This window comes from Pseudomonas sp. NPDC087697 (genome assembly GCF_044743155.1).
Lineage (GTDB): Bacteria > Pseudomonadota > Gammaproteobacteria > Pseudomonadales > Pseudomonadaceae > Aquipseudomonas.
Map to the genome: position 1 here is coordinate 30003 of NZ_JBIUVW010000005.1, position 13588 is coordinate 43590.

A 13588-nucleotide genomic window follows, 5' to 3' on the forward strand; every position below is an offset into this window, starting at 1 on the left:
CCACAATTTCAAAGCACCACATTACGCACGAATCGCACAGCTACAACACCATCATTGCGATAGGCGTGGGGCCGGTTACTGGCGAAGCTGATGAACTCACCTGTCGCGAGGCTGCGCTCCTCGTCCCCCAACACCAGCGTCAAACTGCCTTCGAAGACATACAGCTGTTCACTCCAGCCATCGGCATCCGGCTCCGAAAGGTACTGTTCGCCCGGCTCCAGCCGCCATTCCCAGAGTTCGACTTCACGACTGGCATTCGCCTTGGCCAGCAATACAGCTTTGCTGCCGGGAATCAAACCGGCCCACGCCAGTTCGTTGATGCGGCTTGGGTCGCGCACCTCGGGGGCCTGGATCAGGTCGCTGAACGCCACGTCCAACGCTTCGGCCACCCGGTCGAGGGTGGTCAGGCTGACGTTTTTCTCACCGGCTTCGATGGCCACCAGCATCCGTCGGCTGACCCCGGATTTTTCCGCCAGCGCGGTCTGGCTCAACTCCGCGGCATGCCGCAGGCGTCGGACGTTCTGGCTGACGTGTTGAAGGACGGAGGCCCGTTGGCCGGAATCTTTGTGCACTATATTGCTCACTTAGTAGGCTTGCGCAGTATACTGCCCAACTTCGGGCGCATTGTGCGTCCCCCTTAGGTAGCGCGCAAGGCCATGACGTCGGTGAATACTTCCAAGCCTTCTTCCTTTTTCTCGCGGTTCAGCAAAGCTGAATGCGTGCTGGTGCTGATCACCATGGTCTGGGGCGGGACGTTCCTGCTGGTCCAGCATGCCATGACGGTCAGCGGGCCAATGTTTTTCGTCGGCCTGCGCTTCGCTGCAGCGGCGAGCATCGTCGCGCTGTTCTCCTGGCGCAGCTTGCGTGAGCTGACCTTGTTCGAACTCAAGGCCGGCGCGTTCATTGGCGTGGCGATCATGCTCGGCTATGGCCTGCAAACCGTCGGCTTGCAGACCATCCTCAGCAGTCAATCGGCGTTTATCACGGCGCTTTACGTGCCGTTCGTGCCCTTGCTGCAATGGTTAGTGCTGGGACGTCGACCGGGGTTGATGCCGAGCATTGGCATCATGCTGGCGTTCACCGGGTTAATGCTGCTCTCGGGCCCCGCCGGGGCGTCGTTGAATTTCAGTTCGGGGGAAATCGCCACACTGATCAGCGCCGTCGCCATCGCCGCCGAAATCATCCTGATCAGCACCTATGCTGGCCGAGTCGACGTGCGTCGGGTCACCGTAGTGCAACTGGCGACCACCTCGGTGCTGGCATTTTTGATGATTGTGCCGACTCAAGAAGCGCTTCCCGGTTTCTCCTGGTTACTGCTGGCCAGTGCGGTGGGCCTGGGCGCCGCCAGCGCGGCGATTCAGGTGGCGATGAACTGGGCGCAGAAAAGCGTTTCACCGACCCGCGCGACGCTGATCTATGCCGGCGAACCGGTCTGGGCCGGTATCGCCGGGCGCCTCGCGGGTGAACGGCTGCCGGGGCTGGCGCTGTTCGGCGCGGCATTGATTGTCGCGGCGGTGATCGTTAGTGAGTTGAAGACCAAGGGCAAGGCTGCCGTGTCTGAAGAAGAGTTGGAACAGGAAACACAAGGTTAAGCCTCAAAATCTGGAGCGCCTGGTAGATCGCCTTCGCGAGCAAGCGAACGTCGCCCGGCCCTTCCCACATTAGATTTGTGTTATGTCGCGATTGCGCATACGCAGTAAATCGAGTGTGGGAGCGGGCTTGCTCGCGAAGGGGCCAGTGCGGTCGAACACACCCCTTCGAAACAATGTGAATCAGGCTTTTTCAGCCTACCTTGTAGGATCCTGCCACAGCTTGGCGGTTGGTGATCCGGGGCTCGGCACGTATGATCCTTCACAAACTTCCGCAGATTAGAAGCCTATGTCCCTGATAGTTCTACTGCTTCTGCCTTTTATTGGCAGCTGTCTGGCGGCCTTGCTGCCGCACAACGCGCGTAACGCTGAATCGATACTGGCTGGCCTGGTCGCCCTGATCGGCACCGTCCAGGTGGCTTTGCTGTATCCGCAAATCGCCCATGGTGGCGTGATTCGCGAAGAATTCTTCTGGCTACCGAGCCTGGGCTTGAACTTCGTCCTGCGCATGGACGGTTTCGCCTGGCTGTTCTCGATGCTGGTGCTGGGCATCGGTACGTTGGTTTCGCTGTACGCACGGTATTACATGTCGCCGGAAGACCCGGTGCCGCGCTTCTTTGCGTTTTTCCTGGCGTTCATGGGCGCCATGCTCGGGTTGGTGATCTCCGGCAACCTGATTCAGATGGTGTTCTTCTGGGAGCTGACCAGCCTCTTCTCGTTCCTGTTGATCGGCTATTGGCACCACCGCGCCGATGCTCGCCGTGGCGCCTACATGGCGCTGACGGTGACCGGTGCCGGCGGTTTGTGCCTGCTGGCGGGGGTGATGCTGCTCGGCCATGTCGTGGGCAGCTATGACCTGGACAAGGTCCTGGCCGCTGGCGATCTGATTCGCGCCCATGCGCTGTACCCCATCCTGCTGCCGCTGATCCTGATCGGCGCGTTGAGCAAAAGCGCCCAGTTTCCCTTCCACTTCTGGCTTCCCCATGCCATGGCCGCCCCGACACCGGTCTCGGCGTACCTGCACTCGGCGACAATGGTCAAGGCCGGGGTTTTCCTTTTGGCACGGCTGTGGCCGTCACTGTCCGGCAGCGAAGAATGGTTCTATATCGTCAGCGGCGCCGGCGCCTGTACGTTGTTGCTCGGCGCTTACTGCGCAATGTTCCAGAATGACCTCAAGGGCCTGCTGGCCTACTCGACGATCAGCCATCTGGGCCTGATCACCCTGTTGCTGGGCCTGAACAGTCCTCTGGCCGCAGTCGCGGCGGTGTTCCACATTCTCAACCACGCGACCTTCAAGGCCTCGCTGTTCATGGCCGCCGGGATCATCGACCACGAAAGCGGCACCCGCGACATTCGCAAGCTCAGCGGTCTGATCAAGCTGATTCCGTTCACCGCGACGCTGGCGATGGTCGCCAGCGCCTCGATGGCCGGCGTGCCGTTGCTCAATGGCTTTCTCTCGAAAGAGATGTTCTTCGCCGAAACTGTGTTCATCAATGCTACCGCCTGGATCGAGACGAGCCTCCCGATCATCGCGACCATCGCCGGTACGTTCAGCGTCGCCTATTCGCTGCGCTTCACCGTGGATGTGTTCTTCGGCCCAACCGCCACCGACCTGCCACACACCCCGCACGAACCACCGCGCTGGATGCGTGCACCGGTGGAGTTGCTGGTGTTCACCTGCCTGGTGGTGGGGATGTTTCCGGCTCAGGTGGTCGGTCCATTGCTCGCTGCGGCTGCCCTGCCGGTGGTTGGCGGAACCTTGCCCGAATATAGCCTGGCGATCTGGCACGGCTGGAACGCGCCGATGATCATGAGCCTGATCGCCATGTCCGGCGGCATCGTTGTGTACCTGCAGCTGCGCAACCAACTAAAACGCGGGCGCTTCAAATACCCGCCGATCATCGGCCGCCTCAACGGCAAGCGCCTGTTCGAACACAGCCTGGTGGTGATGATGCGTCTGGCCCGACACCTTGAGCGGTGGATCAGCACCCAGCGTCTGCAAACCCAGTTGTTCCTGCTGGTGCTGGTGGCGGTGCTGGCGGGTTTGATTCCGCTGCTCCACAGCGGCCTGAGCTGGGGCGACCGGCCGAAGATCCCGGGCTCGATCGTCTTTGTCATTCTCTGGCTACTGGCGATTGCCTGTGCGCTGGGCGCCGCCTGGCAAGCCAAGTATCACCGGCTCGCGGCCCTGACCATGGTCAGCGTTTGCGGCCTGATGACCTGCGTCACGTTTGTCTGGTTCTCGGCACCGGACCTGGCCTTGACCCAGTTGGTGGTCGAGGTGGTGACCACCGTGCTGATTCTGCTTGGTCTGCGCTGGCTGCCGCGGCGGATCGAAGACGTCTCGCCACTGCCCGGCAGCGTGCCGAAAGCACGGGTTCGTCGTCTGCGCGACTTGCTGCTGTCGAGCGCGGTCGGCATCGGTATGGCGCTGCTCTCCTACGCCATGCTGACCCGCCAGACGCCGAACGACATCTCCTCGTTTTACCTCAGTCGCGCGCTGCCCGAAGGTGGCGGCAGCAACGTGGTGAACGTCATGCTGGTGGACTTCCGAAATTTCGACACCCTCGGTGAAATCACCGTGCTGGTGGCCGTGGCGCTGGCAGTGTTCGCCCTGCTGCGACGCTTCCGCCCACCGAAGGAAAGCATGCAACTGCCGGCACAACAGCGTCTGCTGGCGCCGGACGTGGTCACCGATCTGGTCAACCCGCGTCACGCCAGCGATACCGCGCTGGGCTTCATGATGGTGCCGGCGGTGCTGGTGCGGTTGTTGCTGCCGATTGCAGTGGTGGTGTCGTTCTACCTGTTCATGCGTGGTCACAATCAACCCGGCGGCGGTTTTGTCGCGGGGCTGGTGATGTCGGTGGCGTTCATCCTGCAATACATGGTCGCCGGCACGCAGTGGGTCGAGGCGCAGATGAGCCTGCGGCCGGTGCGCTGGATGGGCACCGGGCTGCTGTTCGCCACGCTCACCGGCCTCGGTGCAATGGTCGCCGGTTATCCGTTCCTGACCACTCACACCTGGCATTTCGGACTACCGCTGCTGGGTGAGATTCATATCGCCAGTGCGCTGTTCTTCGACATCGGCGTGTACGCCGTGGTGGTGGGTTCGACGCTGCTGATCCTGACTGCCCTGGCGCACCAATCGGTGCGTGGCCACAAGCCGAGCAGCCAGCCTAAACCCATTGCCAAGCCAGGAGCCGCCTGATGGAAGAAGTCATCGCAATTGCCATTGGCGTACTGGCGGCCTCCGGGGTCTGGCTGGTGTTGCGCCCACGGACCTTTCAGGTAGTGATGGGCCTGTGCCTGCTGTCTTACGGGGTCAACCTGTTCATCTTCAGCATGGGCAGCCTGTTCATCGGCAAGGAGCCGATTATCAAGGACGGCGTGCCGCAAGACCTGCTGCATTACACCGACCCGCTGCCCCAGGCGCTGGTACTCACCGCCATCGTCATCAGCTTCGCCATGACCGCATTGTTTCTGGTGGTGCTGCTGGCGTCCCGGGGCCTGACCGGCACCGACCATGTCGATGGCCGGGAGCCTAGAGAATGAGCTGGATGCCCCATCTGATCGCCGCACCGATTCTGCTGCCGTTGCTGACGGCGGCGCTGATGTTGATGCTCGGCGAAAAACACCGCCCGCTCAAAGCGCGGATCAACCTGTTCTCCAGCCTGCTGGGCCTGGGCATTTCCGTGCTGTTGCTGCAATGGACCCAAGCGCAAGGCGTACCCGGTTCCATCGGCGTATACCTGCCGGCTAACTGGCAAGCACCATTCGGTATCGTGCTGGTGGTCGATCGCCTGTCGGCGTTGATGCTGGTGCTGACCGGGATCATCGGCGTCAGCGCCCTGGTGTTCGCCATGGCCCGCTGGGACCGCGCCGGCGCAAGCTTCCACGCACTGTTCCAGATTCAACTGATGGGCCTCTACGGGGCCTTCCTGACCGCCGACCTGTTCAACCTCTTCGTGTTTTTCGAAGTGCTGCTGGCGGCGTCTTACGGCTTGATGCTGCACGGTTCGGGTCGCGCCCGGGTGTCGTCGGGCCTGCATTACATTTCGATCAACCTGCTGGCCTCGTCGCTGTTCCTGATTGGCGCGGCGCTGATCTATGGCGTCACCGGCACCCTGAACATGGCCGACCTGGCGCTGAAGATCCCGCTGGTGCCGGAAGCCGATCGCGGCTTGCTGCATGCCGGCGCGGCGATTCTGGCCGTGGCGTTCCTGGCCAAGGCCGGGATGTGGCCGCTGAACTTCTGGCTGGTGCCGGCCTACTCCTCGGCCAGCGCCCCGGTGGCGGCGATGTTCGCGATCATGACCAAGGTTGGCGTCTATACCTTGCTGCGTCTGTGGACCCTGCTGTTCTCCGGCCAGGCCGGCGCTTCGGCGTACTTTGGTGGCGACTGGCTGACCTACGGCGGCATGGCGACGATTGTCTGCGCCGCATTGGCGATCCTTGCCACTCGGCGACTGGAACGCATGGCCAGCCTGAGCATTCTGGTGTCGGCGGGTATCCTGTTGTCGGCCATCGGTTTCGCCCAGCCGAACCTGACGGGTGCCGCGCTGTTTTATATGGTCAGCTCGACCCTGGCGCTGAGCGCGCTGTTCCTGCTGGCGGAACTGATCGAGCGTTCGCGCACGGCCATCGAGATGCCGTTGGATGATGAAATCGAAGTGCTGCCGCGACCGCTGGAATCCTCGCAGCCGACCAAAGGCATCAACCTCGACGACGACCAGAAAGCCGTAGTCGGTCAGGTAATTCCCTGGACCATGGCGTTCCTTGGCTTGAGTTTCATTGCCTGCGCGCTGCTGATCATCGGCATGCCACCGCTCTCCGGGTTCATCGGCAAGCTTGGCTTGCTCAGCGCCCTGCTCAACCCGTTGGGCCTCGGTGTTTCGGATGAGCAGCCGATATCAAACGCGGCGTGGAGCCTGCTGGCGCTGTTGATTCTGTCCGGGCTGGCCTCGTTGATCGCCTTCTCGCGCTTGGGCATCCAGCGCTTCTGGACGCCCGCAGAGCGCCCATCGCCCGTTCTGCGACGCCTGGAATGCGTGCCGATTTTTGCGCTGTTGGGCTTGAGCATTTTGCTGACCCTCAAGGCCGAACCGCTGATGCGCTACACCCAGGCGGCCGCCGACACCTTGAACAATCCGCAGCAATACGTGATGGCGGTGCTTGGCACCCGCGCCGTACCGAGCCCCGAAGCCAGGGCCGCGATGCAGGAGGTGCAACCATGAAGCGTCTGTTTCCCGCCCCCTGGTTGTCGTTGGCGCTGTGGGTCCTGTGGCTGGCGCTGAACCTGTCCATCAGCCCCGGCAACCTGCTACTGGGCGCGATGCTGGGTTTCTGCGCACCGTTGATGATGCGCAAGCTGCGACCGCTGCCGATCCGTATTCGTCGTCCCGGGGTGATCCTGCGCCTGTTCTTCCAGGTCGGGCGCGACGTGCTGGCGTCCAACCTCGCGGTCGCGTGGGGCGTGTTGAACGCCGGTCGACGACCACCACGCTCGCAGTTCATCAAGGTGCCACTGGACTTGCGCGACGCCAACGGTCTGGCGGCGTTGTCGATGATCACCACGGTGATTCCCGGTACAGTCTGGTCGGAACTGGCGCTGGATCGCAGCATTCTGCTGTTGCATGTGTTCGATCTGGACGACGAAGCGCAATTCATCCAGCACTACAAGGCGACTTATGAGCGCCCCTTGATGGAGATTTTCGAATGAGCGCCCTGCTCTCGAATGCGGTTCTGTTCAGCCTGTTCGTGTTCTCACTGGCGATGGGGTTGACGCTGATCCGCCTGTTCAAAGGCCCGTCGGCACAGGATCGGGTTCTGGCGCTGGACTACCTGTACATCCTCGCCATGCTGATGATGCTGGTACTGGGGATCCGCTATGCCAGTGACACCTACTTCGAAGCGGCGCTGCTGATTGCGCTGTTCGGCTTCGTCGGCTCGTTTGCCCTGGCGAAATTCCTGCTGCGTGGCGAGGTGATCGAATGAATGAGCTTGGCGAGTTGTCTCTGTGGGTCGAGATCCCGGTGGCGATCCTGCTGGTGGTCAGCAGCCTGTTCGCGTTGATCGGCGCCATCGGCTTGCTGCGTTTGAAGGATTATTTTCGGCGCATGCACCCGCCGGCCCTGGCCTCGACCTTGGGCGCCTGGTGCGTGGCGCTGGCGTCGATCATCTATTTCTCGGCACTCAAATCCAGCCCGGTGTTGCACGCCTGGCTGATCCCGATACTGCTGTCGATCACCATGCCGGTGACTACCCTGTTGCTGGCGCGTGCGGCGTTGTTCCGCAAGCGCATGGCCGGGGATGATGTGCCGGCTGAAGTCAGCAGTCGGCGGACTGAAAGCGAGCGTTGAGCCGAAAAGATCGCAGCCTGCGGCAGCTCCTACAAGAGCATGCGATAGCGTAGGAGCTGCCGCAGGCTGCGATCCTGAAGATTTCGATATTGTAAAAAGAACTCACCCCCACGCCACAGCCAACAACCCCGCCCCCAACACCACGCACAGCGGTGAATAAGCCCAGGTGTCGAGGCGCGCAAACTTCGACTCTGCCTTTTCCTTGAAAAAGCCGACAAGGTTCGAATCCCCGATCGCACGGGCAAACATCAACATGGCAATCGCACTGATCAGCCATTGCAGCGACCAGTGCCCGACTGCCGGCACAATCAGGCCGACCCGCAGGCTCACCATCAAGGCTATCAGCAACAACCCGACAGCCACCGCCAGGGTTGCCAGCGCTGAAGGTTTGAACGCTGGCCGCAGTTCTTCGCCCGCGCCGTCTTGTACCTGTGGCAGCACCGCGTCGAAGGCCCATCGGCCTCCGAGCGCCCAGTACAGATGAATCAGGCTGATCAGCACAAACGCGGCGACAATCCATTGAGCAAGCACAAACGTCATGAGCGGGGTTCCTGGAATCGATGGCAGAAACAACAGCCTAGACCAGACTTTTCGTTAGCGCGTATTTCCGTAGCGGGGTTGAAGCGCCACCCCTTGGAATTCGCCGAAACGACCGCTCATTGATCGACGGAATGTTCTACAGACTGGCAGACACCTTGTCCGCCACGTCTTTGGGCAGCCACGCCCGCCAGACCTCCGGATGCGCCTTCATGAAGGCCTCGGCAGCCTGGCGCGGCGCTGTGTGGTTCTCGCTGATTTCGGCCAGGGCCTTGTTCAAAGGCCCGATAGGCAGGTCAACCTTGCTGAAAAACTCAGTCACCTGCGGATACTGCTTCTGAAAAGGCGCGGACACACCAATCGACAGTTTCGAGGCCAACGAGCGTGTCGGTTTTGGATTGGGATTATCGGCATCGGTCAGGGTCTTCCAGGCCTCGGCATCGAACGGTGGTTCCTCCAGCTGAATCAGCTTGAAGCGCCCAAGCAAGGGGGTTGGCGACCAGTAATAAAACAGCACCGGCTTGCCACGGCGAATGGATGAGGTGATTTCTGCATCCAGCGCCGCGCCGGAACCGCTGCGAAAATTCACGTAACTGTCAGTCAGGCCATAAGCCTTGAGCTTCTGCTTGTTGACCACTTCCGAGGTCCAGCCGATGGGGCTGTTGAGAAAACGGCCTTTGCCCGGGCTTTCCGGATCGCTGAAGACATCCTTGTAACGCGGCAGGTCCGACACGCTGCGCAAGTCCGGCGCCAGGGGCTTGATGCCTTTGGCCGGATCGCCCTTGATCACGTACTCCGGCACCCACCAGCCTTCGGTTGCTCCTTTGACCGTATCGCCAATACTCGCCACCTTGCCTTCAGCCTCGGCCTTGACCCAGACCGGGCTGCGACCGGCCCACTCTTCGCCAATGACCTGAATGTCATTGTTGGCCAACGCGGTTTCCAGGGTGATGGTAGTGCCCGGCAAGGTATCGGTCGGCAGGCCGTAGCCCTTCTCGACAATGATCCGCAAAATGTCGGTGATCAGGCTGCCGCTTTCCCAGTTCAGGTCGGCGAAGTGGATCGGGGCCGGGGCGGCCGTCACGACCACGGGCGACGCCAGCAGACCAACAGTGGCCAGCAGACTTCCCAGCAACAGTCGAAAACCTTTCATGCTTTGCACCTCGCGCTGTTCACAGCAATGGCAGGACGGCTTTGCGCACAAAGGCCGTGCACCTGCGAATACTCAGTCAACTGACTGTAGTAGAGGTTTCTGCGTTCGAGGTCCAACGATCAACTTTCAGAAGAGTCCTGCAAGTGCTGCAACTCCCTTCGCACCATGCTGGCGTACTCCGCCGGACGCAAGGTGTAGATCTGCGATGCCACCCAGCTCAGCCAGGCGCCCTGCAGAACAGCCTTCTGAGCGAACAGACGCTGGGCGTGTACGCGAGCACTGTCGAGGTTCTGCTCATGGAACTCGGCCCGGGACAGGCTCATTTACTCACTGGCCTTGAACGTCGTGAGCTCGCCTTTGCGCCACTTGGCAGCTTTACCGGTCACCGCTTTCAAGGTTTTGGTCAGACCTTCCTGTAGCTGTTCGTGAGCGGCAAATACCGTCACCACGTTATGGCCTTCCTTGAACAAAATCGCCTGGCCTTCTGCCGTGGTCACGAACGCGTAGTCGCCGAGGCCGTAGACCGTCAGTTTGATCTCGCGAAACTTGATTTCGAATTTGCCACCTTCGCGGCTCGGCAATACTGCTGCGCGAAAATGATCGCCGACTTTGAGCTCCAGGCGAGGCTTGTCGTCCACCACCAATGCCGACTCGGTGTCGATCTCGGCGATGTAAATACCTTCAGGAGTCTGCTCGGTGATGTAAACGAAACGTGATTGAAACTGTTTGACCAGCTTTGCGCGCAGGTCACCCAGCACGAACAAAGCATGCATATCGAGATTACTTACTGCCAAGGAAACATCCCCACATCTGAAAATGACGCTACCTGCAGAAAAAACAGGCAGCAAAAAACGGCCATACCGAAAATGTCGCAACAATGGCCCAAGCTGGAATCGTGAAGTGAGCAGAAAGCTCCTTCATCGCAAGGCAGGAGAAGACTACTGGAACGCGACTCTTGCCGTCTTCTCGGGCGGTCGTCAGAGGTTGAGGGAAAACGCCCTTCTAACGGCCAGAGAATACTGGACTATCAACTTTAGGGAGAAAACTCTTTAAAAAAAGCACTTTTCTGACATATCGCCAGAAAAAAATTGCTTTAGATGAGCATGAACCTCCAACCAGTGGAGGCGATTCTAGAGCAGCCATGCGCTCCTAGACTACCTAAAGCGACGTGTATCCGTCGGCAAACCATAGAAAAGGAATTCATATGAGCACGCTGACCCTCCCTGCCCAGGACACAATTACCCTTACCTATAGCCCTCATCTGCGTTATCAGGTGGTCCTGGCGGGTAACCGTTTTTTCCATATCAAGGAAACTGCAACTGGCCGCGTAAGAGGTTTCCGTGGTGACCACAACGAAGCCTGCGCCCTCGCCAGAAACTTCGAAGCCAGCCTCTGACGCACCCCAGTGCGTTTGCCAGCGCAGTCGTTTCGTCACACCGATGACTTAACTGCGCCGCCGGCAAGCAACAACTGCCATACTGCCCGACCATTGAAACTCAGCCCCCTCGGCGGGCTGCGTTGAAAACAACAGAACAATTTCCAAGGGAAGGCGCACGTGACCGAATTTGATATCGGCGAGTTTTTTATTTGGGGCGAAGCCAGAGAAGTCGACGGCGAATTCCAGGCGGTCATTGTGATGCGTGCCAAGCCGCCGCTGACCACAGTGACTTACCACCAGGTCGAGAAAGACCGTTGGTTCAAAACCCCGGACGTCGCCGCAACCGCTGCCATGGAATCTGCCAAAGCGCTGAAGCTAGCCGTTGATGGGGGCGCGCTGAAAGCCTGATCGACAGATCGCGACTTCAGCAAATTCATTAGCGAAAACGATTTAATGCAGGCTGTCAGGCTTTTCGGCGTTCAGTTGCGCCAGCCAGGCAGCCTTGCACTCCTCGGCTTCATTGCGGCTGGAAAATGCAGTGCCGCGTTGCTCGCCATTGAACAAGACGACCCAGCACACGCTTTGCCCCATTGCCCGCAATCCGGCAGGTACGCCACTGCCAATCATCACCGCCACATCGACTTTACTTTGCATGAGAGCACCTCGGAAATTTTCATTAGCTTCCTAATAATGTAGGAATGTTAATGAGCCCCGCCCCTTGGAAATAGCTGCTTGCTTGCACAATTTCCTTGCATAACCGGTAACAATCACTTGTCTCCGGGAACAGCCTTAACGTGGATTTTCAGGTTTGTAGCCCAACCTCAATCCACCCCAATGCCGTCCTTTGAGCATGATCGGAACCGACAGGTCATGCATCAATTCGCCCGTATCACGAGTATAGGTCTGAAGTAGTACGGCCTGTTGATGGCTGCCACAGCGAATACCGGTACGGTCGCTGAATTTGCGTTTGGTGCGGTTCTGCAACGTGTCGACGTGTACATCGCCGGTCAGTGGCTGGCTGAAGATTGCATTGTGCGTCGGTACGTAGCCTTGCTGGGTACAGGCGATTGCAAACACCAGACCTTCATGACGCTTGAGTAATGGCTCCTGAATCCCCGGCAGCACCTGATCGGCATAACGATCAAAACGGGTCTGGAACTTGCTGGGCACCGTGTTGGGAATTGCCTGATAGTTGCGGTCGAACAGGTCTTCCAGACTGACGCGCCCCTGGTCGATATCCTGCGCGAATCGTTCAGCGATCTGACTCGCACCTTCGCGTGCCAGGTCATAGATCCGTTGGTGGTAGTCGTCCAGTCCGACTTCGGCGAGGCGTTCGCTGATAGTCTCGGCCTGACCTTCCATTTGCACCGCTGCTTGCGCCAGGTGCCGGGTTTGCTGATCGCTGATCGCCAGATCGCTGCGCATCTGTTCGACAGCATGAAACAGGCTATCCAGCTGTTGGTGATTATTGCTTGAGCCACTGGCGATTTCAGCGACCTGGGTTTCAACCCCGGCGGCCAGTCGAGCGATATTTTGCAATTGTTGTCCGGTGTGTTCGACTTGCTCGACACCATTGTTCAGATCGCTGGACAACTGACGGATCTGCTCGACCACCTGCGCTGTACGCTGCTGGATATCGGCCACCATCAACCCGACCTCTCCCGTAGCCGCTGCAGTGCGCCCGGCCAGACCGCGCACTTCATCGGCGACCACCGCAAATCCACGGCCATGCTCCCCTGCCCGCGCCGCCTCAATTGCCGCATTCAACGCCAGCAGATTGGTCTGACTGGCGATCGTCTGAATCACCAGCGTGACTCGCTGGATGTCTTCACTGCGTACACTCAAGGCCTCGATCAGCTCACGGCTGTTGTTGGCGCGCACGCTGAGCTGATGCATCCGCGTAATGGATTCGGCCAGCACGGTGCTTCCCAGGACACTGCTCTGGTGGGCTTCGCTGGCGGCGCTCAAGGCTTGCTGACTGAGATGCGAAGTTACCTTCTCAGTCTCGATCATGACTTCGGCGCTGCTGACGATCTGTGCGGCGGCATCAAGTTGCGATTGCAACTTGCCGGCCAATTGCTTGACCGAATAGGCCACGCCCGCGGCAGACAACGCGTTATGGCTGGTGGAATAGGAAAGATCGCGGGTCAGTTCGGTGATCGCACTGGAAGTGTCGGCGACGGGAGCGTCGACGGCTGTCCGCGAGCGCAGACGGGGCAGCCATATAATCAGCACCGCCAAGGGCAAGCAGAGGTAAAGCGACCAGCCACCGAGTGCCAAGGCGCACAGCAACAGCATCAGGGCGACGCTTTGCAGTGCAGGCGTCAACCAGCGCCCATCGGCTTTGGGTGAAACCAGCGATTGCGCTGCTGCGCCTGCCAGAGATCCGTCACTTGCCATGTTCGTTACCCCACTGCATCTTCTATTTGTTGTCCCTGCATTAAACGCCACTAGAAGGCCATTATCTATGGTCCATTAGTCGTGGGGGTTGCAGCAGATCAATAGAAGTGCGGGGATATATTCCAGACGGCAAAAAGCTTCGCGGGCAAGCCCGCTCCCACAGGTGAAGTGT

The 13588-nt window shown here is 59.8% G+C and carries 15 protein-coding genes and 1 pseudogene; 9 read left to right on the forward strand and 7 right to left on the reverse strand.

Annotation, left to right across the window (positions count from 1 at the left end; translation table 11 throughout):
- Positions 1–8: 8 nt before the first annotated feature.
- A complete protein-coding gene (locus tag ACIPIN_RS05540) occupies positions 9–572 on the reverse strand; it encodes a helix-turn-helix domain-containing protein (RefSeq protein WP_401116384.1) in 564 nt (187 codons plus the stop codon).
- Here ACIPIN_RS05540 and ACIPIN_RS05545 point away from each other — a divergent pair.
- From ACIPIN_RS05545 to ACIPIN_RS05575, 7 genes and pseudogenes are all read left to right on the forward strand, one after another.
- Positions 567–1592, forward strand: a pseudogene (locus ACIPIN_RS05545) (DMT family transporter). The gene ACIPIN_RS05540 and the pseudogene ACIPIN_RS05545 overlap by 6 nt on opposite strands.
- A gap of 286 nt (positions 1593–1878) precedes the next feature.
- Complete coding sequence (locus tag ACIPIN_RS05550; RefSeq protein WP_401116387.1) at positions 1879–4797, forward strand: monovalent cation/H+ antiporter subunit A; 2919 nt, start codon at positions 1879–1881, stop codon at positions 4795–4797.
- Positions 4797–5141, forward strand: coding sequence for a Na+/H+ antiporter subunit C (locus ACIPIN_RS05555; RefSeq protein ID WP_003180540.1), 345 nt, complete (start codon positions 4797–4799; stop codon positions 5139–5141). The genes ACIPIN_RS05550 and ACIPIN_RS05555 overlap by 1 nt, the downstream gene beginning before the upstream one ends.
- Positions 5138–6823, forward strand: coding sequence for a monovalent cation/H+ antiporter subunit D (locus ACIPIN_RS05560; protein ID WP_401116390.1), 1686 nt, complete (start codon positions 5138–5140; stop codon positions 6821–6823). The genes ACIPIN_RS05555 and ACIPIN_RS05560 overlap by 4 nt, the downstream gene beginning before the upstream one ends.
- Positions 6820–7308: a Na+/H+ antiporter subunit E gene (locus ACIPIN_RS05565; protein WP_401116393.1), complete on the forward strand. Its 489-nt coding sequence runs from the start codon at positions 6820–6822 to the stop codon at positions 7306–7308. The genes ACIPIN_RS05560 and ACIPIN_RS05565 overlap by 4 nt, the downstream gene beginning before the upstream one ends.
- Positions 7305–7583 carry a K+/H+ antiporter subunit F gene (locus ACIPIN_RS05570; protein ID WP_401116396.1) on the forward strand — a complete coding sequence of 93 codons (279 nt, stop codon included), beginning with the start codon at positions 7305–7307 and terminating at the stop codon, positions 7581–7583. Before ACIPIN_RS05565 ends, ACIPIN_RS05570 begins: the two co-directional genes overlap by 4 nt.
- Positions 7580–7948: a Na+/H+ antiporter subunit G gene (locus tag ACIPIN_RS05575; protein WP_401116398.1), complete on the forward strand. Its 369-nt coding sequence runs from the start codon at positions 7580–7582 to the stop codon at positions 7946–7948. The genes ACIPIN_RS05570 and ACIPIN_RS05575 overlap by 4 nt, the downstream gene beginning before the upstream one ends.
- 102 nt (positions 7949–8050) lie before the next feature.
- Here the strand turns inward: ACIPIN_RS05575 and ACIPIN_RS05580 are convergent, their stop codons facing one another.
- The 4 genes from ACIPIN_RS05580 to ACIPIN_RS05595 form a co-directional block, all read right to left on the reverse strand.
- Positions 8051–8488, reverse strand: a complete 438-nt coding sequence (locus tag ACIPIN_RS05580; RefSeq protein ID WP_401116401.1) for a DUF3995 domain-containing protein — start codon at positions 8486–8488, stop codon at positions 8051–8053.
- A 136-nt stretch (positions 8489–8624) separates the two neighbouring features.
- Positions 8625–9638 (reverse strand): ABC transporter substrate-binding protein, encoded by a 1014-nt coding sequence (locus ACIPIN_RS05585; protein WP_401116404.1) that lies wholly within the window; start codon positions 9636–9638, stop codon positions 8625–8627.
- A gap of 119 nt (positions 9639–9757) precedes the next feature.
- Positions 9758–9961 (reverse strand): hypothetical protein, encoded by a 204-nt coding sequence (locus ACIPIN_RS05590; protein ID WP_401116407.1) that lies wholly within the window; start codon positions 9959–9961, stop codon positions 9758–9760.
- The gene (locus tag ACIPIN_RS05595) at positions 9962–10411 is read right to left on the reverse strand and encodes a hypothetical protein (protein ID WP_401116742.1); all 450 of its coding nucleotides are present in this window, start codon (positions 10409–10411) and stop codon (positions 9962–9964) included.
- A gap of 431 nt (positions 10412–10842) precedes the next feature.
- On the opposite strand from ACIPIN_RS05595, the gene ACIPIN_RS05600 reads away from it, so the two are divergent.
- Both ACIPIN_RS05600 and ACIPIN_RS05605 read left to right on the forward strand, forming a co-directional pair.
- A complete protein-coding gene (locus ACIPIN_RS05600) occupies positions 10843–11034 on the forward strand; it encodes a hypothetical protein (RefSeq protein ID WP_401116410.1) in 192 nt (63 codons plus the stop codon).
- A gap of 159 nt (positions 11035–11193) precedes the next feature.
- Positions 11194–11424, forward strand: coding sequence for a hypothetical protein (locus ACIPIN_RS05605; protein WP_401116413.1), 231 nt, complete (start codon positions 11194–11196; stop codon positions 11422–11424).
- A gap of 42 nt (positions 11425–11466) precedes the next feature.
- On the opposite strand, the gene ACIPIN_RS05610 is transcribed toward ACIPIN_RS05605, so the two are convergent.
- A complete protein-coding gene (locus ACIPIN_RS05610) occupies positions 11467–11670 on the reverse strand; it encodes a hypothetical protein (RefSeq protein ID WP_401116415.1) in 204 nt (67 codons plus the stop codon).
- Positions 11671–11805: 135 nt separating this feature from the next.
- A complete protein-coding gene (locus ACIPIN_RS05615; RefSeq protein WP_401116418.1) occupies positions 11806–13416 on the reverse strand; it encodes a methyl-accepting chemotaxis protein in 1611 nt (536 codons plus the stop codon).
- Positions 13417–13588 lie beyond the last annotated feature (172 nt).

What these genes read in the sequence shown, in the direction of transcription:
- ACIPIN_RS05550 (WP_401116387.1), top strand. Translation starts at nt 1,879, where the DNA reads ATGTCCCTGATAGTTCTACTGCTTCTGCCTTTTATTGGCAGCTGTCTG.
- ACIPIN_RS05555 (WP_003180540.1), top strand. Translation starts at nt 4,797, where the DNA reads ATGGAAGAAGTCATCGCAATTGCCATTGGCGTACTGGCGGCCTCCGGG.
- ACIPIN_RS05560 (WP_401116390.1), top strand. Translation starts at nt 5,138, where the DNA reads ATGAGCTGGATGCCCCATCTGATCGCCGCACCGATTCTGCTGCCGTTG.
- ACIPIN_RS05565 (WP_401116393.1), top strand. Translation starts at nt 6,820, where the DNA reads ATGAAGCGTCTGTTTCCCGCCCCCTGGTTGTCGTTGGCGCTGTGGGTC.
- ACIPIN_RS05570 (WP_401116396.1), top strand. Translation starts at nt 7,305, where the DNA reads ATGAGCGCCCTGCTCTCGAATGCGGTTCTGTTCAGCCTGTTCGTGTTC.
- ACIPIN_RS05575 (WP_401116398.1), top strand. Translation starts at nt 7,580, where the DNA reads ATGAATGAGCTTGGCGAGTTGTCTCTGTGGGTCGAGATCCCGGTGGCG.
- ACIPIN_RS05580 (WP_401116401.1), bottom strand. Translation starts at nt 8,488, where the DNA reads ATGACGTTTGTGCTTGCTCAATGGATTGTCGCCGCGTTTGTGCTGATC.
- ACIPIN_RS05585 (WP_401116404.1), bottom strand. Translation starts at nt 9,638, where the DNA reads ATGAAAGGTTTTCGACTGTTGCTGGGAAGTCTGCTGGCCACTGTTGGT.
- ACIPIN_RS05590 (WP_401116407.1), bottom strand. Translation starts at nt 9,961, where the DNA reads ATGAGCCTGTCCCGGGCCGAGTTCCATGAGCAGAACCTCGACAGTGCT.
- ACIPIN_RS05595 (WP_401116742.1), bottom strand. Translation starts at nt 10,411, where the DNA reads ATGCATGCTTTGTTCGTGCTGGGTGACCTGCGCGCAAAGCTGGTCAAA.
- ACIPIN_RS05600 (WP_401116410.1), top strand. Translation starts at nt 10,843, where the DNA reads ATGAGCACGCTGACCCTCCCTGCCCAGGACACAATTACCCTTACCTAT.
- ACIPIN_RS05610 (WP_401116415.1), bottom strand. Translation starts at nt 11,670, where the DNA reads ATGCAAAGTAAAGTCGATGTGGCGGTGATGATTGGCAGTGGCGTACCT.
- ACIPIN_RS05615 (WP_401116418.1), bottom strand. Translation starts at nt 13,416, where the DNA reads ATGGCAAGTGACGGATCTCTGGCAGGCGCAGCAGCGCAATCGCTGGTT.